The organism is Streptomyces sp. AHU1 (genome assembly GCF_045343905.1).
In the GTDB taxonomy this organism is placed as follows: domain Bacteria; phylum Actinomycetota; class Actinomycetes; order Streptomycetales; family Streptomycetaceae; genus Streptomyces; species Streptomyces triticiradicis.
The window spans coordinates 982,982-1,004,591 of sequence record NZ_CP174283.1 but is presented as its reverse complement, the minus strand read 5'-3'; the positions used below and the strand labels follow the sequence as shown (position 1 = coordinate 1,004,591).

The window sequence follows — 21,610 nt, the reverse complement described above, 5'->3', positions numbered from 1 at the left end:
CCATGAGGGATCCGATCGCAATCGTCGGACTCGCCGCCCGGCTGCCGGACGCCAGGAACATCGAGGACTTCTGGGCCAACCTGGTCGCGGGGCGCGACTCCATCCACCGGCTCACGGACGAACAGCTGGCGGCCACCGGCGAGGACCCGCAGCTCCTGGCCCACCACCGCTATGTGCGCGCCCGCCCCCTGCTGGACGACGTATGGCACTTCGACCACCGCTACTTCGGCATGTCGGAACGCGAAGCCCTGCTGCGCAACCCGCAGCACCGGCTGTTCCTGGAGCTGTGCTCGACAGCCCTCCAGCACGCCGGCCAGGTGCCCGACGACGATGTGCAGATCGGTGTGTACGGGACCTGCGCCTCCGACCGTTACGCGGAGGACCACATCCGGGCGCACCCCGATCTGATGCCGCTGGTCGGCGAGACCGGGCTGATGCTCGGCAACAATGCGGACTACCTGGCCACGTTCGTCTCGCACCGGCTGGGCCTGACCGGTCCCGGCATCACGGTCCGTACCGCCTGCTCCTCGTCCCTGGTGGCGGTCCACCTGGCCTGCCAGGGGCTGCGCCTGGGCGACTGCGATGCCGCCGTCGTCGGAGGCGTCGAGATCGAGATGCCCTACGGCCGCGGCTACAAGCACGTGCGAGGCGGTATCGAGTCGGCGGACGGCCGCTGCCGCCCGCTGGACGCCGAGGCCAGCGGCACGGTCTTCGGCAGCGGTGGGGGCGTCGTCGTCCTCAAGCGGCTGGAGGACGCACTCGCCGACGGCGACACGGTCCATGCCGTGATCCGCGGCTCCGCGGTCAACAACGACGGCGCGGACAAAGCCACCTTCACCTCGCCGAGTGCGGGCGGGCAGCAACGGGTCATCGCCGAAGCCCTCGCCGCGGCCGGGGTGGACGCCGCAGACCTCGACTATGTCGAACTGCACGGGACGGCGACCCAGGTCGGCGATCCCGTCGAGGTGCAGGCCCTCGCCGAGGCGATGCGCTGCATGACCGACCGGGCGCTGCCGGCGCAGGACTGCGTCATCGGCTCGGTCAAGTCCAACATCGGGCATCTCGGACCCGCGGCCGGCATCGCCGGCCTGATCAAGACCGTGCTCGCCCTGCGGCACGAGCAGATCCCTCCCACGGTCAACTTCCGTTCGCCGAACCCTCTGCTGAACCTCGACGAGTCGCCCTTCCGGGTGGCGGACCGGCTGCTGCCGTGGCCGCGCGGTGGCACCGGCGCACCCCGCCGCGCCGGGGTCAGCTCTTTCGGCTTCGGCGGCACCAACGCCCACGTCGTGCTGGAGGAGGCGCCCGAGATGCCTGCCTGCGGCGAACCCCTATGGGAGGACGACGAGTTGCTGGTGTGGTCGGCCCACGACGACACCGCGCTCGCCCAGTTGCGCAGCAGCTTCGCCGACACCCTCGCGGATGCCGGGGACGCCTTGCCGGACGTGGCCTTCACCGCCCAGGTCGGGCGAACCGCGCTGCCCGTCCGGGCCGCGCTGCGCGTGTCCTCGGCCGAAGAGGCAGCAGCCCTCCTGGCGGATCCGGCGGGGAGGGTCACGACGTGTTCCGACGGTGTCGTACGCGAACCCGTGCTGCTGTTCCCCCCGCTCGAGACCGCGGGTCAGCGCTACGCGCCCCGGCTCGCCGAGCGGCTGCCCGGTTACGCAGAGGCCTGGCGGGAGTGTGTGAAGCACCTGCCCGACCGGCCGGGCCCCGAGGCCACGTCCGAGCGTGAGCCACGCACCGCGACGGTGACCGGCTTCGCCGCGCAGTACGCACTCGCCAAGGCCCTGACCGGGCTGCTGCCCGAGGCCTCCCGAGTGTCGGGCACCGGCTCCGGAACGATCACCGCATCGGTGGTCGCCGGGACTCTCGACCTCGCCGACGCGGTGCGCATGCTGGAAGAGGGCACGTCGCCGCCACCGTCGCCGACGTCGCCCTCCCCGTCGCCGCTGTGGGTGCTGTGCGCCCCCGGAAGCGCCGGTGCGGACACCGCGCACCCGACGGGGCCGGTCGTCACGGCCCTGGCTCGAACGGGCCCCGAGGACGACTGGCGGGCGCTGTTGAACACCCTGGCCGCGGTGTGGGCGGCCGGCGGCACCGTCGACTGGTTCGCACTTCCCCGTCCCCGGAGGACGAGCCGGGTCGCCGTGCCCACGTACCCCTACCAGAGACAGGAGTTCTACGTGCCGGCGTTCACGAGTGCGGAGGTCGAGCGGCATGCCGCAGCTCGCGGATGAGACCACCATGCCGGACGCCGTTCCCGACTGGTGCCGGGGCGACTGGCCGCAGACCGTCCTCGGCTTCGTCGACGAGCAACTGCTCGCTGCCGGACTGCGGCGGACCGGCACGGCCGTACCCGTACGGCAATGGTCGATCTCTGCCGTCCTGCGCATCCCGACCACCGCGGGCACCGTCTGGTTCAAGCGGGTGCCGGACCTGTTCGCCCATGAGGGCAGGGTCATGGCCTGGGTCGCCGACCGGCGGCCGGACATCGCCCCTGGCGTGATAGGCGCGGGCGACGGCTGGTTGCTCAGCGCGCACATGCCGGCCCAGCCCGGCCACGCCCCCGACCAGGCCTTGGCCTCCCTCGCCCGGTTCCAGCGCCAGACCGTCGGGAAGGCGCGGGAACTCGCTCTCCTCGGCTGCCCGGACCGAGGACTGGAGCACATGCTCGCGGACACGGAGGCGCTCGCGGCCCGAACGGACCTCCTCGGAGCGGAAGCGGCGCACGCACTGCGGGCCGTGCTGCCGGCCTTCGCCTCGCTGCTCGACGACGTATCGCGGGCAGGCCTGCCCGCCACGCTGGTCCACGGCGACGTCCAGAAGGACAACGCGGCCTGGACCGGGGAGAGCTGGATGTTCATCGACTGGACCGACTGCGGCATCAGCCATCCCTTCGTCGACCTCGCCCGCCCCCTCAAGACCGCCTCGGCCGCGCAGTGGACGCGGGCACGGGCCGCCGTGGCCTGTGTGTGGGCCGATCTGGTCCCGGAACAGGACCTCGACGTGGCGCTCGACGCCGCACCGGCCCTGGGAGCCGCCTACCAGGCCGAGAGCCACCGCCGCATCGTCGACGCCGTCGGACCGGGCGACGGCTTCCTCGAACACGTCCAGGACTGGGTCCACCGTCTCGTGACCGCCCTGAACTCACCCCCGCTGTCCGCTTATGCCCAAGGAGCAAAGCCATGAGCTTTCGCCAGAGCTTCGCCTGGTGGTCCTTCGCCGAGGCTCCCGTCCAGCACCCCGACCTGCTGGGTCTGGCGGCCTCCATCGGGTTGGAGGGTGTGGACTTCCTCCCGGAGGAACTCTGGCCCCGGGCCCGCGACCTCGGTCTCGACCTGGTCGTCGTCGACGGGCACGAGTCCATCGACATCGGCTTCAACAACCGGGTGCACCACGCCGACCTCAGCGATCAGGTGCTGCGGGCCCTGGACCGCGCGGTGGACGCCGGCGTCCTGAACCTCTCCGTCATGTCCGGGGACACCGGCGCCGCGACGGACGAGGAAGCCATCGCCATCTGCGCGGAGGGGATCGCTCCCCTCGCGCAGAGGGCGGAACAGGCCGGCGTCGGCCTTCTGCTCGAACCGCTGAACACCAAGGTGGACCACCCCGGCCACCAATGCCGTACGACGGCGTGGGGCGCGGCCGTCGTGGACCTGGTCGGCTCGCCTGCCCTGCGGCTGCTCTACGACGTCTACCACATGCAGCTGATGGAGGGAGACCTGCTGCGCACGATCAGTACCCACCTCGACAGGATCGGCCACCTCCACACCGCCGGCGTGCCCGGACGCCAAGAGCTCGACCACCGTCAGGAGGTCAACTGGCCCGCCATCGCCCTGCTGCTGCGCGAGCGCGGCTACGGCGGCTTCGTCGGTCACGAGTTCATACCGCGGGGCGATCCGGAGGACGCGCTCCGACAGGCCCACGCCCTGTTCGCCCCCGCCCCGTCCCCCTCCTCCGACAGGAATGCTGCATGAAACCCGCCACCGGCACACCCCGCACCGTCATCGTCGGCGGCGGCTTGGCAGGACTCGAACTGGCCCGGAAGCTGGAGACGTACGGGGTGGGCGACGTCCTCGTGCTCGAAGCCGGAGCCCGGACGGAACTTCGCCATGTGAACATGACCGGGACCGGCGACGACGCCCTCCGCCTGTGGCTGGCCCCGGACACCGACAGCACCTTTCACCGGCCTTGGACCTCGCTCACTCCTCCGCACTACGCCGGCGCTTCCGGAGTACGCCGACGGCTCGGCGGCAGATCGCTCTACTGGTACGGCGTGACGCTGCCGCTGGAGAACTGGGCTCTGGCGGAGCCGCACTGGCCGCGCTCCGTCGTCTCCGACCTCACCGAGTCCTGGGAGGGCGGATCCCCGCTGTACGACCGTGTCGGCCAGGAGTTGCGTGCCTGGCAGGGCGTCGACGGGGCCGCCGAGGACACCGAGGTCAAGTTCGCGGGTACCGTGCTGCGGGCGACCCCACGGGCGAGACGGCCCAGTCGTGACGTGCCGGGGCGCTGGTACGCCTATTCGCCCCTGGACGCATGGCGCGACGGCGAGACGGGCACGGGCACCCGTGAGCCGGAGGGCATCCGCTTTCTGACCGGTGTCACCGCGGTGCGCGTGAAGGTCGACAACGGCGTCTGCCGGGGCGTCGTCATCCGTCCCGTGGAACCGGAATCCGGGCCCGAAACGGTTGTCGCGGCGGATCGAGTGGTTCTTTGCGCCGGCACGGTGGAGAGCACCCGGCTGGCCATCCAGGCGCTGGTCGACTGCGACCGCGGCCGCCGACCGCGCCTCGGACGGCTTGCGGACCACATCGTGCAGGGGGTCTTCCTCCGGCTGGAAGGCGACGAGGCCGCCCGCCTCATCGAGGCCCTCCCGCCCGGCTCGTACATGGCCCCCGGTCCGCAGGAGGCGCGGTCGAACCTCTTCGTCGACGTTCACCTCCGCCCTCTGGGGGACGTGCTGCTGGAAGTGCGAGCCATGGGCGAGCAAATGCCCTGCGACGAGAGCTACGTGGAATGCGTGCCCGGCCCGGTGTATCCCTGGCCCGTCCGGGTCAGCTCGGCTCCCTCGGTCCACGACCGCGACTTGCTGGCCCGCCAGCAGCACCTGCTCACGGAGTACCTGGCTGCCATCTGCGAACTGCTCGGCGTCCCCGCCGCGCCCTTGTCGTTCGCCGACTACGACCGGCCCGCCCGCGGCAACGACTGCGCGCTGCCGGAGGCCGTGGACGCCATGACGGTCAACACACCGGTCACCTGGTGCAACAGCGTGGGAACGGAGGACCACGAAGGCGGGACCCTCCCGCTGGGCGACATCCTCGACGACGACCACCAGTTCCACGCCGTCAGGGGCCTCTACGCCGCGGGCCCCGCCACGTTCCCGCGGCTCGGCGCGGCCAATCCCTCCCTCACCACGCTCGCCCTGGCCCACCGGCTGGCCAGGAAGCTGGCACAGCCGGGCGCGACGAGCGGGACCGGGAGCGCGCCATGCGGATGATCGCGCTGAGCGATTTCGACCCGGGCCCGGGCCGGCTCGTGGAGTGGCGCGTCACCGCGTCCTCGGCGCCACGACCGCACCATGCCCCCGCTTCCTCCAACCAGTGGTCCCATCTCACCGCTCGGTCGGGGCGCGCGCCGTCGGCGCGCGCCCCGCGGTGGTACGCGGCGTCCCTGGACCTGCAGGGACGGGTGAACCTCGACGCCCTCGGTACGGCGCTGCGTTCCTTCGTCGCCCGGCACGACACGCTGCGCAGCGGTTTCGACCCGGTGGGAGGCGGCCTGCGGCGGTGGGTGCTTCCTCCCGCCGCGGTCGCCACACGGCCCACCGATGCGGGGACGTACACCTCGGGACGGCAGGCCGTGGCGCGGCTGGGCCGTATCTTCGACAACCGGACCGACCCGGCCCGGTGGCCCGCCTACACCTTCGCGGCGGTGCTGAGGCAGGAGGGCTGCACCCTCCTCATGGCCTTCGACCACAGCGTGACCGACCTGTACTCACTCGCCCTGGCCGTCGACGAGATCAGGGAACTGTACGCGGCCGCGAGCGACGGGCTGCCTCCCGCCGTCCCCCCGGCGGGCAGCTTCCTGGCCCACTGCGCCGAAGAGGCCGCGGACGTCTCGCGGGAGCGAGTCGCCGCGGCTGCGGCCGCGTGGCACGACATGCTCGGTCCCGGGGACTCACCCGCCGTGCGCTTCCCCGTCGACCTCGGCAAGCCGGACGGCGACCTGACGCCGCTGCGGGCCGAGGAGTTCCCGCTGGCGGATGCGGCCGGCGCCGACCGGCTGGAGCGGCGGTGCAGACGCAGCGGGAGCGGATTCCTCGCGGGTCTGCTGGCCGCTCTTGCCTTGTGCTCCGGTGCCGAACGGTTCCGTACGATCATCCCGGTGCACACCCGCGACGATCGTACGAAGGCCTCGATGGGCTGGTTCGTCAACGGACTGCCCATCGCCTTCGACGTACCGTACGGCCGGGATTTCGACCCGGTCCTGGCCCGCGCCGACGCCGCCGTGCGGACGGCTCTGCCGCATCGTTCGGTGCCGGCCGACAAGGTCCTCGCACAGCTGCGTCACCCCGCTCTCGACCGGCCCGCGTCCTGGCTGTCGTACGTGGACTACCGCGGGTTCGCGGGGTCCGCCCAGCACGAGCGCGCGCGGGCGCACATCCTCACCTGCTCGCGCAGCGGAGCAGGAGTGGACATGTGGGTCAGCAGGACGAGCAGTGGTCTGTTCGCGCATGTGCGGTATCCCGCCACCGATACGGCGAGGAAGAGCGTCCGGACCTACGTGACCTCATTCGCCTCGGTCATCGCGGAGGCGGGCGGGGACACGGCGCCGCTCGATCGTGGCCACGGCGTCGGTGCGCAGGCCCTGGAGCTCGTGCTCAAGCCCGTCCGAGAGCACGACAGCACGTAGCCGCGGGGCTTCGTCGAGCGGAACCGGTCCGCTCACGGGGGCGTCATGGTGGGCCAGCACCACCGACGGGCGCGCCAGCGGACCGAGATCGAGGATCAGGTCCGCCTCGTCACCGGGAATGGCCACGTCGACCGCACGCGAGGCGACGGGGGTGAAGCCGAGCCGGCTCTTGAAGACGAACAGGCCGGGCTGGACGGTGTGTCCGTACAGCGCGGGGTCGTTGCCGAGCGAGATCCAGTCGCAGCCTCGCTCGCGGGCGGCCTGGAACATCTTCAAGTACACGGCGCGCACCGCGCCGTTGAGCCTGCCGCTGGTGTCGGTCGCGGAGAACCGCAGGTGGAGCAGGGCGCCGTCGCGCCGGATCCAGCCAAGGCAGCCCGCGACCATGACACCGTCGGCCGAGGCGAAGCCCGCGATGACCTGATCGCGCTCGGCGCGTATCCGCTGCAGCTGTCTCCTCAGGAAGTTCACGCCGTGAGGCATGCGAGCGACCTGCCGGTCGTAGAGCGTCAGGAACCGTTCCAGGTCGCCCTCGTCGATGCCGTGCGTGACATGGAGCGTGACTCCGTCACGCTCCATGATCCGCCGGATCCGCCGGACCTCCTTGCGTTCCCCCGGAACCAGCCCGGCGAGGTGTTCCTCCTCGGAACTCCGTACCCGGGCTGTCCAGTTGACCCAGCCGGGGGTGACTAGGAAACCGGCCTTCTCGAATTCGTCCCGCAGCGTGGGATCGGGATTCCTCACGCGCACGATGTGAGCGTCCGGGGGATCGGCGACAAAGTCGCGGTGCAGTGCTTCGTCGGCGCTCACGTAGGCAATCACCAAGCGCGCCGATTCGGTGGCCGTCATGGCACGTCACGCTACCCGTCACTCGGCCCGGCCCAGGGCCGAGCGCCACCCCGCCGGCCATCATGTTCCGGCGGGACGGCTTCCTGATGCCCGGCGCCGACACGGGCGATCGCGTGGGGAGTCGACCGCATCGATCAGCCCGGTCCCGGGGTTCCGGGCATGGCTGCGGACCCGGCCGGTCGTTCACGCACGTCGGCTCTCGAAGACGCAGCCGGCGTACGCCTTGTTGTCGTACGAGATCACATCGCCGCGGCCGGTCGGGAGCCCGCGCAGGAATGCTCCTGCGTACTGGTGGCCGATGAGGAAGGCGCCCCAGTTGAGGGTCCAGGGAGAGAGCTCTCCGGTGTCCGGCGTGGGGAACTGCTCGGGGCTCGGCCGGACGAGTTCCTGGACGACGTAGCGTTCCTTCACCGCCGTGTCGACGGCCGCGGCCCATTCCTGGTCGGACATGCTTCGCCCGACAGCCGTACCCGTACCGCCGAGACCGTGCGAAGGCTTCAGAACCAGGTCGCTGCGGTGGTGCAGGCAGTAGGCGGGCAAGTCCTGCTGCTCGCCGCGGATGAGGGCGGTCCCGGGCCGCAGCTCGCGCGTCCACGGAAGGAACCTGTGTACCAGGTCCTGCTCGACCGGAGTGTACGTGGCCTGGCAGCGGTCGTCCCACAACATGGCGAGCGCCCGTTTGTTGCCGTGCATGGAGGTACGCAGCGGCGACAGCAACGGGGTGGCACAGCGTGTGAAGGCGTCCAGGAGTTCCTCGGCTCGTGCGAGCGACGAGGCGTCTGCGGTCAGCTCGCCGAGCGTGAAGTAGCGGTAGACGACGTCGATGGGACGGCCGTCGACGGTGATGCGGCCGCCCGTCTCCCGCACCTGGCCGGTGTGGCAGGGGATCGCCTCGATTCCGTGCGGCTCCAGCAGCCGTGCCAGGGCTCGGATCTCCGGCTCGGTCTTGGCGTAGCCGGCGTGCCAGTCCATGAGCGCGACGCGAGGTGTTTCCCGGGATCGGCCGAGATCGTACGCGGCTTCGAGGATGACGGCCGCGAGCGCCCCCACGGTGTCGGGGAATGTCAGGCCCTCGGATGCGGCGAAGGCCGCCAGGTCGTCGTGTGCCAGGAGCAGCCGGTTGAGTTCGGGAGTCTGCAAGCCGCCCAGGGCGCTGCTCAGGTTGAATTCCAGGAGGCGGAAGCGGGTGCCGTCGTGGTACAGATCCGCTCGGCCTATCCTCGCAGGCTGCTGCCCGGGGGTACGGAGGGCCAGCCGTGCCTGCTCGGGCCGGAGCCCCGTTGCGGCGGCATAGGCGTGGACGTCTCCGCCGAAGAGGCGATCGGGCAGGGAGAGCAGGAGGTCCACTGTCCCGTTCAGGTCTTTTTCGAGGGCCTTGGTCTCGTCGGCCTCGAGGAAGGCGGGGCGGGTCAGGAACCGGTCCTCCAGGCCGTCGAGGACCGTCTCGTACCGTGCCGCATCGGGCTGGTCCGGCCAGACCGGCGTCGCGCCCGTGGACGAGCCGAGCCAGCGTGCGGTCAGGGAGTTGCGCGCGGTGAAGGGCGGGGCGGGGGCGGCGGACGTCATCGGCTGTCTCGATTCTCGGGCGCCTGCTGGGGCGCTACGACGGTGTGGACGGTGACGAGGCTCAACGCGGCACGAGCACGGTCGAGGGCCTCGTCGGGGGTGGGGGCGGCTGCGATCAGCGAGCCGCACCGGTCGTCCGATCCGCCCAGTGGCGCCACGGTGTCCCCGGCCCGCACAGCGGGCGATACAGCCACGACTCCCGGCTGTTCGGCGGCAGCCTGCCATCCGGACACCTCGGTGACGAGCCCGGGGTCCGTGGTCAGGAACCAGGTGGCCGCGGCTCCGGCCCGCTCGCCGTCCGCCGCGGGCAGCGGCTCGCCTGCTGTCTGGGCCGCAAGCAGGTCCCGGAGGTCGAGGCCCGTGACATGACGGACGAGATCGACGATGCCGTCGCCGCCCGGGCGGTTGTGGGACTCGACGACACGAGGTCCCCGCGGGGTGAGGATGACCTCGGTGTGGGCCGGGCCCTCGAGCAGGCCGATGGCGTCGAGGAAGTCGCCGGTCGCTTCTTCCAGGGTGGCGTACTCGTCCGCGCTGATCCGTGCGGGGACGAGGTGACCGATCTCCACGGCGCCGGGTCCGGTGAATTTCTCGGTGATCGCGAGCAGGCGGTGGCTGCCCTGGTCACTGAACGTCTCGACACTGAACTCCGGCCCGTCGAGGAATTCCTCGGCGAGCAGGGCTTCCGGACGGGAGCGCACCAGCTGACGGGCCGCCGCCATGCCGGAGGTGTGACGGATGATCGTGATGCCCTCGCTGGCGGATCCGTCCCGGGGCTTGAGGACGATCGGCAGGCCGACCTCCGCCACGAAGGCGTCGACCTCCTCCACGGTCCGCATCACCTTCGCGCGTACGGCGCTGTCCGGGGCCCGCCGCTGGAGGAGCTCTCGCATCCGGGCCTTGTCCTTGAGCGCCCGCACGGTCTGCAGGGGATTGCCGGCGAGCCCGAGGGCGTCGGCGATCCGCGCTGCGGTGGTCAGGAACCGCTCCCGGACCGTGACCACACGCTCGAAGGGAATCTGCTGGTGCAGGGCCACCGCCCGGGCCACCCAGGCGTCTTCGGAGCTGCCGGAGAGCAGCCATGCCTCGTGGCAGGCCTCGTGGTGCGCGGCGGTGTACTCGTCGGTGCCACCGCCGTAGACGACGTACATTCCGTGGTTGCGCAAGGCTTTGGGCAGCCTGGTGCCGCCTCCCAGGACCAGGACCGCCGGGCCGGGCAGGTCCGCACGGTCGAGGTGCTGGTCCTTGGGCACACCTGTGGGGGAGGGGTCGAGAACAGTCATGCGGATTCCTGTACGGGGAGGCGGAGGGGGGAGGAGGGCGGTTCGGCGCCGGTCCGGGCCGCCTCGGCACTCCCGGCCCAGCGGGTCGCGCGGGGTACGGCGGACGCGGCGGCGGCGACGATCAGTCCGAGGAGCAGCCAGCCACCGACCGGACGCCAGTCGGCGCCGTCGGCGAGGCAGACAGTGGTGACCACCAGGGGGGCCAGGGCCGCGGTCAGGCCGCGACCGAGCGAGAAGAACCCCTGGTACTCGCCGTGTGAACCTGCCGGGGCCAGTTCGTAGCTGAGGCCGTAGCTGCCGGCCGAATGCCACAGCTCGCCGACGGTGTGCAGCACCATGCCCACGACGAGCACGGCGAATGCCAGAACGGGCGAGTCGGCGAAGACGGCACAGGCGATCACTGCCCAGCCCGCACAGAGAACCCAGCCCGAGCGGCGTACCGCGCCCGCGGCTTTCGCCGCCTCTCCCGTGCCCCGGGAGAACGGCACCTGGAGCAGGACCACGAGGACGGTATTGGCCAGGATGACCGCGGAGATGCTCCACTGCGGGGCGTTGCTGTGCCCGGCGATCCACAGCGGCAGGGCCAGGGACAGCACGTCGTAGTGGATGCTGGTGATCCCGCACAGGGCCGTGACCGCGGTGTAGGGCCGGTTGCGCAGCACCGCGCGGCGGGGCGGCCCGGCCTGCCCGCGGCCGATGGGTGCGACGGCGGGAACGCGTACGAGAGGCAGCGCGGCGCCCAGGTAGGCCACCGCGTTGGCGAACACCACCGCGAGGTAGGCGGAGCGGGTGTCGGCCGTGAGGGCGAGCGCGGCCAGGGCCGTCCCTGTGCTCAGTCCCGCATTGGTCACCGACTTGAGCATGGCCCGCAGCCGGACCCGTGCCTCGCCGGTGCCCACGCCCCCGATGACGGCGCCACGGGCGGCGGCGCCTCCTCGCTCGGCGAGTGCCGCGAGCGTGTTGACCAGGACGAAGGCCCACAGCGAGTGCACCAGCGCGAAGGATGCCGTTGCCGCGGCCTGGCCGAGCAGGGCGATCGCGTAGGTACCCCGGGCACCGAACCGGTCCGCGATCCGGCCGATGGGGACGGCTGCCGCCAGTCCGATCAGACCGGCAACAGCGAGCCCGAGTCCGACCCTGGACGGGGCGAGCCCCACGGAGCGGGTGAAGAAGAGCGCGCTGACGGGCAGGAACAGCCCACTGCCGGTCTGCCCGACGAGGGTGGACAGCGCCAGCGCTCGGGGGGCTCCCGGGGCCGGGACCAGGGCTCGGACCCGGGAGGCGAGCGTGGTACCGCCCTCAGTCACGGTCGGCCTCGGCGGTTTCCTCGGCCTTGAGCTGCGCGATCTTCTCCAGGACCAGCGCGGCGTGACGCTCCGGCTCCGGCACCGGGTGGAGCAGGGCCCGTACCTCGCCGGTCCGGTCGAGGACCACCGCGGCCCGGGCGAACAGGGTGCGGTCGTCGGCTCGTACCTCGGGTACGCCCAGGGTCCGGCCGAGCGTCAGGTCACCGTCACCGATGAGGGGGTAGCCCAGGTCCCGGGTCCGGGCGAAGTCGGCCAGGTGGCCGGGGGCGTGCGCGCTGACGCCGAGCGCCCGGACCCCGGCACGGGCGAACCGGGCGGCGTCGTCGCGGACGGAGCACAGGCCCGTCGTGCAGCCGGCCAGTTCGGGAAGGATCTCGCCGATGCCGGGTTCGGTGATGAAGAACAGGGCGGTCCATTCGTGGTCCGGGGAGGGCACGGCGATCGGGCCGTCGGTGCTTTCGGCGGTGAAGTGCATGGTGGTGGTTCCTCCATGAGTCGGCAAGGCGGTCATGGCGGCCGGCATCGGCACGGCCGCCGGCGGGTCAGACGGTCTCCGCGTACTGCTCCATCTCCCAGGGGGTGACGATGCGGTGCCACGCGGACCACTCCGCTCGGGCGCCCCGGTCGACGGCGTGTACGGCAAGGTCGCCGAGGGCGCCGCGGACGGTGGTGTCCTGTGCCAGGGCCTGCAAGGCGGACGGAAGGTCCGTGGGCAGAGCGGTGATTCCGTGCACGGCGAGGTTGTCCGCGGTCAGCTCGTCGGCCGGCTGCTCGCATGCGGCGGCGAGCGGGAGATCCCTGTCCTGGCCGTCGGCGAATGCCGCGAGCACCCCTGCGAACAAGAGATGCGGATTGGCCGCGGGATCCGGGCTGCGCATCTCCAGCCGCATCGAGCGTGGTGCGGCGTTGTCGCCGACGACCTTGAACGCCGTGGAGCGGTTGTGCCGAGCCCAGCTGCGGTGCACAGGCGTGCCGGAGGCCGGGACGAGCCGCTTGTACGAGTTGACGTTCGGGTTGCCCAACGCCGTCAGCGCCGGAGCGTGTTCGAGAACACCGGCGAGAGAGCTGCGGAAGAGCGCGGACATGCCCTGCGGGTCGGCGGCATCGTGGAACAGGGGTGCCGAGTCCGCTCCGGTGCCTTCGAGCGAGACATGGACGTGCAGGGCGTTGCCGTAGAGATGAGCGAGCGGCTTGGGCATGAAGACCGCCGCCATGTCACGACGGCGTGCCATGACCCGGGCCGTGTGCTTGAGCAGCAGCAGCCGGTCCGCCGTCTCCAGGGCGCCGCCGTGCCGGAAGACGATCTCGCGCTGTCCGTGGCAGACCTCGTGGTGGTGCCCGTCGACGGTCAGCCCCATCTGCTCCAGTGCTTCGCTGATGTCCCGGCAGACCTCGTCGGCCTGTTCGTCGACGCCCAGGTCCCAGTAGCCGGCGTTGTCGGCCGGCTGCCCGGTGGCGCCGGGGTCCGATCGGCGCAGCAGATAGAACTCGGCCTCCACACCGAAGACCGGGCGCTGTCCACGGGCTTGCGACCTCTCGACGGCCCGGCGCAGCACGGCTCGCGGGTCGGCCGCGAACGGCCGGCCCGTGGCGTCCAGGACGTCGCAGAAGACCATCGCGACCGTCCGCCCGGAGGGGGTGGTCCAGGGCCGGCGCACGAGGGTCGACGTGTCCGGGACCAGCCGGAGGTCGCTGTGCCGGGGGTCGCCGTACCCGAGCAGCACGGCCCCGTCGAGCGTCCAGCCCCGGTCGCGTACCTCGGCCCAGCGGCCGGCGGGGATCTCCAGTGTCTTCAGGCGTCCCGCGATGTCGGTGAAGAGCAGCTGGACAAAGTCGATGCCCTGCTCCAGGGCTTCGGTCATCGTCTGTCGGGTCACGGGTGTGCTGCTCCTGCGTTGGTGGAAGGAAGGGAGAACCGGCTGCCGGTCTGCTCGGTACGGGACGTGGCTGGGGATCGGCCCGTGCGGCCGCGCGCGGACTCGCGGTGCGCCGAGGGCGTGTAGGCCGCCAGCACCCGGTCGGAGAGAAGGCCGAGGGAGCTGAGATTGGGGAACCCGGGGCCCTGGGCGAACGCCGCGAGGTTCGGCAGGTGCAGCGGTGCCGGCAGTCCTGTCACCGCGAGCGAGGCGTCGATGGCCCGTTCGACACCGTCGCGGGTCACGGGGCCGCCGAGCGCGGCGCGCAGGGCGCCCTCGGCGCGCGGGCCGAGGATCTGGCCGAACCACAGCGGATCGCCGCCCGTCGCGTCGACGACCAGGTCGGTGGGCAGCCTCCGCTGCTTCTGCGCGTACACGAGGTCCACCACGAACTGCCCGTCGTCCGTGTGACGCGTGCCGACCACTCGGCCGGGCTCCCAGGTGACATTCGCCGCGGGGGCCAGCTCGCGCTGCACCTCCTGGGAGAAGACGGCACGGTCGGTGCGTCGGATGAACTCCCGCCGGTCCGCCTCGGTGAGGCCGGCCCAGCCGGTGGGGTCGCTGTAGTAGCGGTTCTCGAAAGGACTCTCGCCACGGCTGTAGACGGTGGCCCGCGGGGTCACCACCGTGACGTCACGGTCCAGTGACAGAGCAAGTTCGCGCACGATCGTGCCCGCGGTCTCACCGGCTCCGACGACCATCACCCTGCGTGCCCATCCGGGCAGTCCCTCGGCGGTGAGACGCCAGAAGTCGCCGGTGCTCAGGACACGGTCGCCGTCGGTGGGCACGACACCGGTGGCCGGGCCCGGGCCCGAGACCACGAGTCCGCAGCCGTGCACCACAGTCTGGCCGTTGCCGCTGTCGACGCCCAGGGCCCAGCCGCCGTCGACGAGTTCGGCGCGCCGCACTTCTCCGATGACGGTCCTGAGACCGACCCGGTCCGCGGCCCACTCCAGGTAGTCGGCCCATTCCCGGTGGCTCGGCTGGGGCCGTCCGCGGTCGATCCAGCGCGCGTACCCGCCCCGGTCGAGAAGGTGACCGGTCCAGCTGAACCCGGTCATGCGCTGAGCCAGCTCCCCCATCACCGGGTCCTGGGAGTCTCCCCACACGGCGCAGTCGTAGGGGAATCCGAGGTCCTTCTCGGGGAGGGTGCCCAGAGGCTGCCGCCCGTTGGTCCAGCCCCGCCCCTCGCACCAGTTCGCGGCCGGGCGGTCCCGTTCGACGGCGATCACCTCGGGGACGTCGAATCCGACGGCGCGCAGCACGTGCGACTTGACCGCGAGGGCGATGGCCTTGGGGCCCGCACCGATGACCAGCAGGGGCGCACCGTCGTGGCCGGAGACGGTCCAGGACTCGTCTGCCGGTGACGGCGAAAGCGTTGATGAATGCGACATGGTTGCTCCGGCTCAGAGGAAACGGGCGGGATCGAAGGCCGTCGGTATGCCCGCCCCCGGGCCGCCGAGGATCCGTTCCGCGAGTTGTTCCGGCATGACCTGCGAGTACGGCATGCCGTGGCCGTTGAACGCGGCCATCACCCACAGGCCCTCTCGGCCCGGCCAGGCCCCGACCAGTGGGCAGCGGTCCGGAGTGAAAGCCATCACTCCGCTCCATGCCCTGACCACCGGTACGCCGGTGGTCTCCGGCAGCAGTGCGGGGAGCGCTGTGGCCAGCCGGTCGGCCAGCTCCGGCGAGAAGGCGGGTGTGTTCCCGTCCTGCGGCAGGTCGATGCCCTCGTCCCGGCCCGGGACGGTGGTGCGCAGTCCGCCGAGGAGCAAGGAGCCGTCCGGTGCCTGGCCTCCGTAGACGAGGCCGCGATCGAGACCCCATTGGGGGATGCGGAAGGGCACCGGTGCGGTCTGGACGAGTTGTCCGCGCACGGGTTGGACGACCGGTGCCAGCTCTGGCAGCAGCCGGGGCGTCCACGCGTTGAGGGCCACGACCACGTGCTCGGCGGCCACTTGGCCGGCATCGGTGGTGACCAGCCAGCCGCCGCCCTGCACGGGCTCCACGGACGTCGCCGTCACCCCGCACACGAACTCGGCACCTGCGCGGGCCGCCGTGTCCGCCATGCCCCGGACGTAGGCGACCGAGTGGACCGAGTCCTGGTCCGGCCGGTACAGCCCGCCGAGCACGGTGTCGGGCAGGTCGGTGCCGAACACCTCGCGGGCGGCCGGGAGGTCCAGCCATTCGGCGGGAATGCCGTCCGAGCGTAGGGCTTCGGCGGTCCGCTTGAGTTCGAGTGCCTCGTCCTCCTCGACGGCCAGGTCGAGTTTGGCAGTGGCGTGGCGGGTCGTCTCCAGTCCTTCGCGCGCGACCACCTCGCGCACCAGGTCCCGGTTGACGAGGGTGGCCTGGTAGAGGGCCAGCGCCTCGGCGTGGCCGTGACGTTCGATGGCGACGGCATGCTGGGCGTGACCGCCCTGGATGAGCCGGCCGGCGTTGCGGCCGGAGGAGCCCATGGCCGGGCTCGGGTTACGGTCCAGGACTAGGGGGCGCTGTCCGGCGCGGGTGAGCCAGTAGGCGAGTGTCGAGCCCATGACACCGGCACCGAGTACACACACACCGGTGTGCCGGGGCAGTGCGGCGCTGCCGCGAGTCCACTCCGGCCCGGTGGTCAGCCAGTAGGAGTCAGGCGATTGCATGGAAGTCCTTGTCGTACTGTCGCGGCCGGTCATCAGGTCCAGCACTCCGCGCTCGGCAGGCGACGGGCGGGCGGTTCACCCTCGGCGGACGGGGAGGTGCGGATGGAGACCGAGGCGGCGACCTCCTCGGCCCGCGCGACCGCGGCTGCCGTGTCCTCACCCACGGCGATGACGTATCCGAGCCGGTGCAGATTGGTGGTGACGGTCTCCACGACATCACCGGGCCGGGTGAGCAGGACCAGGCGCTCCTTGGCACGGTCGAGCAGGGCCGAAGCCTCTGCGACACCGTCGACGCGGCGGACGACACCAGGCTCCGCCGTCAGGAAGCGGATGGCCGCGCCGCCGGTGGAATCGGACCGCTCGAGGGTGTCGACGTCGACGGGCCGGCCGAGGGCGAGGTCGGCGGCGATGTCGTACACGTCGGTCCCGGTGGTGAGCCGGATGAGGTCGAGGATGCAGTCGCCGGCCGGCCGCGGGTTGACCTCGATGATCCGCGGACCGTCGGCCGTGAGGATCATCTCGGTGTGGGCGATGCCGTAGTCGTAGCCGACCGCCTTCAGCGCCGCGACCGCAATGTCCTTCACCTCGGCCTCAAGGCTTTGGCCGAGGCGTGCGGGGACCGCCTGGCCGAGTTCGACGAACGACTCGCCTCGGGTGCTGAGCTTCTCGGTGCAAGCCAGGACCACGGTTCTGCCTGCGACTGTGACCGTCTCGACGCTGATCTCGTCGCCGATCATCTCCTCCTCGGCGAGGAGGGTCCCCGTCTTGGTGAAGCGCGCCGCGGTGTCCCAGGCCGCGTCGAGTTCCTCGGCGCATCCGGCGCGTATGACGCCCCGTCCGGCCGAGGAATCGGCCGGCTTGACGATGAATGGATAGGCGAGGCCGTCGACCGCGGCCTGCCTGTCCGCAGAGGAGGTGGTGGCCGCGTTCAGTACCCGGAAAAGCGGGCCGGGCACCTGGGATTCGGCGAAGCGCTCACGCGCCCAGGCCTTGTCGGTGAGCATCCGAAGCGTCTGCGAGGAGCAACCCGGCAGGCCGAACTCCTCGGCGAGCCGCGCTACGAGGGGCAGGGTCGAATCAAGGAAGCCGATCACCCCCTTGCCGCCAGGTGCGGCGGCCAGGGCCGCGCGACAGGTCTCATAGACCTCCTCCGCGGGACGCTCCGGGGAGAGCGGGATCTGATGGTCGGCCAGGCGGAGGTACGCGGCGGTGGCACTCTCGGCCATGGCCAGATCGAAGTCCTGCCGGGCCGTCCAGGCAGCCAATGCACCCTCGCGCAGGCAGCCCACCCGCACCAGCATCAAGAGGTCTTTCGCATCCATCATGTCAACTTTCGTTCGGGAAGATGTCGTCCGGTTGCCCGACGGGTGGCGCCGGGCCGGACTTCCCCATCCCCCATCGGTGTCCTCGGACAGCGTCCTGATCCGGACGGTCCGGCCACCATCTGCTTCGGCCTGTGGTGTACACAGCACGCACCGGACTGGTGCGGGAGTCCGTGACCTGTTCCCGGCCCCATTCCGATCATGGACGCCCATCTGAACGGTGACCACAACCACCAGGGATCATGATCAGCCGATGACGAATCATGATGGTTGGGCAAAGGGGGCATGAACGGGCGGTTAACGACAAAAGGGAGGAGCCGTGCGAGTTCCCCTGGACGACGTGCTCGTCCGGAGCTTCGACCAGGGCGTGAGCCCTGGGAGCAGGGAGTGCGCTGCGCTGCGGGCGGCAGCGGCGGGCGGGACGCGACCCGGCTCGTCCTCAAGAACGCATCCGACGGTCGGGATTCAGCGTTCACCGCATTCCACGTCGCGGTCCTCGGGTTCGCCCCCAGCGGGGGTCCGCCGATAAAAGAGCTGGTCGGCATGTACCGCCGCTTCGAGGTGATGCTCGGAGCCCGGGCTCAGGTGGACCACGGTTACGGTCACCATCAGTTCCAGGGCTACGTGGGGAACTGGCGGGCGGCCGGGTGCGACTACCGGACCTGCGTCAACCTCTGACTGGCTGTTCTCTGTCCGCTCGCGCGGTCGGACAGGTCCGAACGGGGGCGGGGGACGGCCCGTGTGCGGGATCGCCCCGGCCGGGCCCGCCGTTCCGTGGGCCGAGAGGCCGTCATGCTGCTGGTTCGCGTTCCTGCGGGGGAGGCCTCTTCCCGCAGGAACGCGAACCGCTTCCGGTCCGAGCACCCGTCCCCGCACCGGTTCCGGGAACGGCCGTGAGTGGCGCCTACTCCCCGTCGGTCCGGAAGTAGTGCCCCTTGTCGAGGTCCTCGATCAGGCCCGGCCCGGTCGGGTGCCAGCCCAGCAGTTCGCGGGTCCGTTCGCTGGAGGCCGGGCTGTCGAGGCCGATGAATCCCGACAGCCAGGTGAAGTGTTCGGCCGCCTCCTCGGCGGGGACGGAACGGGTGGGCACGTCGAGGTGGCGGCCGATGACCTCGGCGACCGAACGGAGCGGTACGCCGTCCTCCGCGCTCGCGTGCAGGACCGATCCCGCCGGGGCGCCCTCCAGGGCGAGGCGGAAGACGCGGGCGGCGTCGTCGCGGTGCGTGGCCGGCCAGCGCTGGGTGCCGTCGCCGACGTACCCGGCGACGCCCTTGTCGCGGGCGATGCCGATCAGGGCCGGGACGAATCCGCCGTCACCCTCGCCGTGCACGGTCGGGGGGAGCCGTACGACGGACGAGCGGACGTTCCGGTCGGCGAGGGCGAGGGTCACGTGGGCGGTGCCCATCCGGGTCCGCGGGCCGCCCGGCAGATGTGCGGTCGCCCCGTCCGGCGTCCGTCCGTCCGCTTCCGTGCTCATACGGCCCGGGGCCACCCCGACCAGGCCCGACGCGATGACGAACGGCTTCCCGGAGCCCGCGAGCGCGTCGCCGAAGGTCTCCACGGCGCGGCGGTCCGCGTCGGCGGCGTCCTGGAAACCGCCGGTGAAGGCGAGGTCGTGCTTGAACGCGAGGTGGATCACGCCGTCCGACGCCTTCGCCGTCCCGCGCAGGACGTCGAGGTCGTCGAGGGTGCCGGACACCGCCTCGGCCCCGGCCTCGGTCAGGGCCGCGGCCGAGGCGTCCGAGCGGGCGAGCCCGACGACCTGGTGGCCCGCGCCGATGAGCTCGGGGACGAGTGCGGAGCCGATCCACCCGGACGCCCCGGTGACGAAAACACGCATGAGTAAGCCTCCAGTCGGAGTGGCCGCCCCCGCGCCGGAGGACGCGTGCCCGGGGCGGCCAGCGATGTCAGTGACTGTCATCAAACGTAACACCTGATGTCAGTGACTGTCGTCGGGTCTCACGGTCCTGATGTCAGGGACTGCCATCGAGTACGATGCCGGGCATGGGTCGATGGCAGCCGGACGCGCGCGGCCGCCTCGCGCGGGCGGCACTGGAGCTCTACGTCGAGCGGGGTTTCGACCGCACCTCGGTGGCGGAGATCGCCGAGCGGGCGGGGCTGACGGAGCGGACGTTCTTCCGGCACTACGCGGACAAGCGCGAGGTGCTGTTCGCGGGGTCGAGCGAGCTCCAGGACGTGCTCGCGCGTGCCGTCGCGCAGGCTCCCGAGTCCGCCACCCCGATGGACGCCGTGGCAGTGGCCCTCGAAGGCGCGGCGGCCGTGCTGGAGGAGCGCCAGGAGCACGCCCGGCAGCGACAGTTCGTCATCGACGCCAACACCGAGCTGCAGGAACGCGAGCTGATCAAACTCGCGTCGCTGTCCACGACGCTCGCGGACGCGCTGCGCCTGCGCGGTGTCGACGAGGCCTCCGCGGGCCTCGCCGCGGAGGTGGGGATCGCCGTCTTCAAGTTCGCGTTCCGGCGCTGGATCGAGCGGACCGAGCAGAAGGAACTGGCCCAGTTCGTCCGGGAGTCGCTGGCCGGTCTGAGGGCGGTGGCCGCGGATGCGTGACCTCGCCCCCCCGGACGGCCCGAAGTCGCCCTCGGCAGCGGGTGGTTCACCGCCGGTACGGCGAGGCGCGCCCCGGGCCCGGCCCGCGCGCGGAGGACACGGCGGACGGGCGGCGCCGCCGACCGCCGGTACTCGGCTCCTGCCGTAGGCCACAGGCCCCAGGCCGCGGACCGCCCGCCGTTCGGCGGACCCTGCCGCAATCCGTAGGTCCTCCACCGGACCGCCGACCGTCGGTGCCCGCCGTCGGCCTGGATCAGGGCAGCAGCACGATCTTGCCGTGTGCCCGCCGCAGTTCCAGCTCGCGGAACGCGTCGCGCACCCGCTCCAGCGGGTAGGTGGCGGCGATCGGTACCTCCAGCTCACCGCGCGCCGCGAGCCGGGCCAGTTCGCCGACCACCACCGCGGACGCCGCCGCCCCCTCCCCGTACGTGTGGGCGCCGACCCGGGCCGCCGCCCGCCAGTCGCGGATCGTGTTGATCCGCTCGGGCCGCACGCCCAGTTCGACGGCCAGATCCACATAGCCGTCGCCGAACGTGTCGATGAACGCGTCGACGCTCCCGGCGGAAGCCTCCCGGATCCGCTCGGCGACGCCCTCGCCGTAGCCGAGGGGGACGACGCCCCGGTCCTTCAGCCAGGCGTGGTTCCGCTCGCTCGCCAGCCCGATCACCGTGGCTCCGCGCCGCCGCGCGAGCTGCACGGCGAGCGATCCGACACCACCCGCCGCGCCGGACACCACGACGGTGTCCGACGGCCCAGGGTCCACCGCGAACACGGTCGCGTACGCGGTCGTACCCGCCACGTACAGCGACCCGGCCACCTCCCAGGGCAGCCCCTCCGGACGGGAGACCAGCTTCACATCCTCCACCACGACGAACTCCGCATGGCTCGCCCTGTCGTGGGTGAAGCCCAGGACCTCGTCGCCCACCGCGAAGCCGCGCACGTCCGGACCGGTCTCCACCACGACCCCGGCCAGGTCGCTGCCCTGTCCCGAGGGGAAGGTCGCCGGCCAGCGTCCGTGCCGCGCGCCCTCGCGGATCATCGCCTCGCCGGGCTGGATCCCGGCGGCGCGGACCTCGACCAGTACCTCCCCGGGGCCGGGCGTCGGCCGTTCCACCTCCTCCACCCGCAGCACATCGATCCCGCCGTACTCGTGGAACCGCACCGCCTTCATCGCACGATCACCGCTCTTCCCCGCTCGGACGGACCTCCCACAGACCTCGGACAGCGACACCCCGC

17 protein-coding genes and 1 pseudogene are annotated in these 21,610 nt (G+C 71.8%); 7 read left to right on the top strand and 11 right to left on the bottom strand.

Going from position 1 to position 21,610, the window contains the following annotated elements; genetic code table 11:
* Positions 1–2: 2 nt before the first annotated feature.
* The 5 genes and pseudogenes from ACICHK_RS04730 to ACICHK_RS04710 form a co-directional block, all read left to right on the top strand.
* Positions 3–2,240: a beta-ketoacyl synthase N-terminal-like domain-containing protein gene (locus tag ACICHK_RS04730; RefSeq protein ID WP_406835831.1), complete on the top strand. Its 2,238-nt coding sequence runs from the start codon at positions 3–5 to the stop codon at positions 2,238–2,240.
* Positions 2,221–3,192 carry an aminoglycoside phosphotransferase family protein gene (locus ACICHK_RS04725; RefSeq protein WP_406835830.1) on the top strand — a complete coding sequence of 324 codons (972 nt, stop codon included), beginning with the start codon at positions 2,221–2,223 and terminating at the stop codon, positions 3,190–3,192. Before ACICHK_RS04730 ends, ACICHK_RS04725 begins: the two co-directional genes overlap by 20 nt.
* A complete protein-coding gene (locus ACICHK_RS04720; RefSeq protein WP_406835829.1) occupies positions 3,189–3,980 on the top strand; it encodes a hydroxypyruvate isomerase family protein in 792 nt (263 codons plus the stop codon). The genes ACICHK_RS04725 and ACICHK_RS04720 overlap by 4 nt, the downstream gene beginning before the upstream one ends.
* On the top strand, positions 3,977–5,503 hold the full coding sequence (locus ACICHK_RS04715; protein ID WP_406835828.1) for a GMC oxidoreductase: 1,527 nt from the start codon (positions 3,977–3,979) through the stop codon (positions 5,501–5,503). The genes ACICHK_RS04720 and ACICHK_RS04715 overlap by 4 nt, the downstream gene beginning before the upstream one ends.
* Positions 5,494–6,567 (top strand): annotated as a pseudogene (locus ACICHK_RS04710) (condensation domain-containing protein); the annotation flags it as partial. The gene ACICHK_RS04715 and the pseudogene ACICHK_RS04710, both read left to right, overlap by 10 nt.
* 228 nt (positions 6,568–6,795) lie before the next feature.
* On the opposite strand, the gene ACICHK_RS04705 reads toward ACICHK_RS04710, so the two are convergent.
* From ACICHK_RS04705 to ACICHK_RS04665, 9 genes are all read right to left on the bottom strand, one after another.
* On the bottom strand, positions 6,796–7,767 hold the full coding sequence (locus ACICHK_RS04705; protein ID WP_406835827.1) for a GNAT family N-acetyltransferase: 972 nt from the start codon (positions 7,765–7,767) through the stop codon (positions 6,796–6,798).
* 183 nt (positions 7,768–7,950) lie between these two features.
* Complete coding sequence (locus tag ACICHK_RS04700) at positions 7,951–9,333, bottom strand: hypothetical protein (protein ID WP_406835826.1); 1,383 nt, start codon at positions 9,331–9,333, stop codon at positions 7,951–7,953.
* Complete coding sequence (locus ACICHK_RS04695; RefSeq protein ID WP_406835825.1) at positions 9,330–10,616, bottom strand: ATP-grasp domain-containing protein; 1,287 nt, start codon at positions 10,614–10,616, stop codon at positions 9,330–9,332. The genes ACICHK_RS04700 and ACICHK_RS04695 overlap by 4 nt, the downstream gene beginning before the upstream one ends.
* Positions 10,613–11,923 (bottom strand): MFS transporter, encoded by a 1,311-nt coding sequence (locus ACICHK_RS04690; RefSeq protein WP_406835823.1) that lies wholly within the window; start codon positions 11,921–11,923, stop codon positions 10,613–10,615. The genes ACICHK_RS04695 and ACICHK_RS04690 overlap by 4 nt, the downstream gene beginning before the upstream one ends.
* Positions 11,916–12,398, bottom strand: a complete 483-nt coding sequence (locus tag ACICHK_RS04685; protein WP_406835822.1) for a redoxin domain-containing protein — start codon at positions 12,396–12,398, stop codon at positions 11,916–11,918. Before ACICHK_RS04685 ends, ACICHK_RS04690 begins: the two co-directional genes overlap by 8 nt.
* 67 nt (positions 12,399–12,465) lie before the next feature.
* Entirely contained in the window at positions 12,466–13,800 is a 1,335-nt protein-coding gene (locus ACICHK_RS04680) for a glutamine synthetase family protein (protein WP_406835821.1), read from the bottom strand.
* A complete protein-coding gene (locus ACICHK_RS04675) occupies positions 13,797–15,233 on the bottom strand; it encodes a SidA/IucD/PvdA family monooxygenase (RefSeq protein WP_406835820.1) in 1,437 nt (478 codons plus the stop codon). The genes ACICHK_RS04680 and ACICHK_RS04675 overlap by 4 nt, the downstream gene beginning before the upstream one ends.
* A gap of 12 nt (positions 15,234–15,245) precedes the next feature.
* Positions 15,246–16,481: an NAD(P)/FAD-dependent oxidoreductase gene (locus ACICHK_RS04670; RefSeq protein WP_406835818.1), complete on the bottom strand. Its 1,236-nt coding sequence runs from the start codon at positions 16,479–16,481 to the stop codon at positions 15,246–15,248.
* A 32-nt stretch (positions 16,482–16,513) separates the two neighbouring features.
* Entirely contained in the window at positions 16,514–17,806 is a 1,293-nt protein-coding gene (locus ACICHK_RS04665) for an ATP-grasp domain-containing protein (protein ID WP_406835816.1), read from the bottom strand.
* A 384-nt stretch (positions 17,807–18,190) separates the two neighbouring features.
* On the opposite strand from ACICHK_RS04665, the gene ACICHK_RS04660 reads away from it, so the two are divergent.
* Positions 18,191–18,481, top strand: coding sequence for a hypothetical protein (locus ACICHK_RS04660; protein ID WP_406835815.1), 291 nt, complete (start codon positions 18,191–18,193; stop codon positions 18,479–18,481).
* Between the two features lie 226 nt (positions 18,482–18,707).
* Here ACICHK_RS04660 and ACICHK_RS04655 read toward each other — a convergent pair whose 3' ends face one another.
* A complete protein-coding gene (locus ACICHK_RS04655; protein ID WP_406835814.1) occupies positions 18,708–19,643 on the bottom strand; it encodes an SDR family oxidoreductase in 936 nt (311 codons plus the stop codon).
* A 164-nt stretch (positions 19,644–19,807) separates the two neighbouring features.
* On the opposite strand from ACICHK_RS04655, the gene ACICHK_RS04650 reads away from it, so the two are divergent.
* Positions 19,808–20,374, top strand: a complete 567-nt coding sequence (locus ACICHK_RS04650; RefSeq protein WP_151467329.1) for a TetR family transcriptional regulator — start codon at positions 19,808–19,810, stop codon at positions 20,372–20,374.
* Positions 20,375–20,627: 253 nt separating this feature from the next.
* On the opposite strand, the gene ACICHK_RS04645 is transcribed toward ACICHK_RS04650, so the two are convergent.
* Positions 20,628–21,545, bottom strand: a complete 918-nt coding sequence (locus ACICHK_RS04645) for an NADP-dependent oxidoreductase (RefSeq protein ID WP_406835813.1) — start codon at positions 21,543–21,545, stop codon at positions 20,628–20,630.
* Positions 21,546–21,610: the final 65 nt, after the last annotated feature.

What these genes read in the sequence shown, in the direction of transcription:
- ACICHK_RS04730 (WP_406835831.1), top strand. Translation starts at nt 3, where the DNA reads ATGAGGGATCCGATCGCAATCGTCGGACTCGCCGCCCGGCTGCCGGAC.
- ACICHK_RS04695 (WP_406835825.1), bottom strand. Translation starts at nt 10,616, where the DNA reads ATGACTGTTCTCGACCCCTCCCCCACAGGTGTGCCCAAGGACCAGCAC.
- ACICHK_RS04685 (WP_406835822.1), bottom strand. Translation starts at nt 12,398, where the DNA reads ATGCACTTCACCGCCGAAAGCACCGACGGCCCGATCGCCGTGCCCTCC.
- ACICHK_RS04655 (WP_406835814.1), bottom strand. Translation starts at nt 19,643, where the DNA reads ATGCGTGTTTTCGTCACCGGGGCGTCCGGGTGGATCGGCTCCGCACTC.
- ACICHK_RS04665 (WP_406835816.1), bottom strand. Translation starts at nt 17,806, where the DNA reads ATGATGGATGCGAAAGACCTCTTGATGCTGGTGCGGGTGGGCTGCCTG.
- ACICHK_RS04715 (WP_406835828.1), top strand. Translation starts at nt 3,977, where the DNA reads ATGAAACCCGCCACCGGCACACCCCGCACCGTCATCGTCGGCGGCGGC.
- ACICHK_RS04725 (WP_406835830.1), top strand. Translation starts at nt 2,221, where the DNA reads ATGCCGCAGCTCGCGGATGAGACCACCATGCCGGACGCCGTTCCCGAC.
- ACICHK_RS04700 (WP_406835826.1), bottom strand. Translation starts at nt 9,333, where the DNA reads ATGACGTCCGCCGCCCCCGCCCCGCCCTTCACCGCGCGCAACTCCCTG.
- ACICHK_RS04675 (WP_406835820.1), bottom strand. Translation starts at nt 15,233, where the DNA reads ATGTCGCATTCATCAACGCTTTCGCCGTCACCGGCAGACGAGTCCTGG.
- ACICHK_RS04650 (WP_151467329.1), top strand. Translation starts at nt 19,808, where the DNA reads ATGGGTCGATGGCAGCCGGACGCGCGCGGCCGCCTCGCGCGGGCGGCA.
- ACICHK_RS04720 (WP_406835829.1), top strand. Translation starts at nt 3,189, where the DNA reads ATGAGCTTTCGCCAGAGCTTCGCCTGGTGGTCCTTCGCCGAGGCTCCC.
- ACICHK_RS04645 (WP_406835813.1), bottom strand. Translation starts at nt 21,545, where the DNA reads ATGAAGGCGGTGCGGTTCCACGAGTACGGCGGGATCGATGTGCTGCGG.
- ACICHK_RS04705 (WP_406835827.1), bottom strand. Translation starts at nt 7,767, where the DNA reads ATGACGGCCACCGAATCGGCGCGCTTGGTGATTGCCTACGTGAGCGCC.
- ACICHK_RS04670 (WP_406835818.1), bottom strand. Translation starts at nt 16,481, where the DNA reads ATGCAATCGCCTGACTCCTACTGGCTGACCACCGGGCCGGAGTGGACT.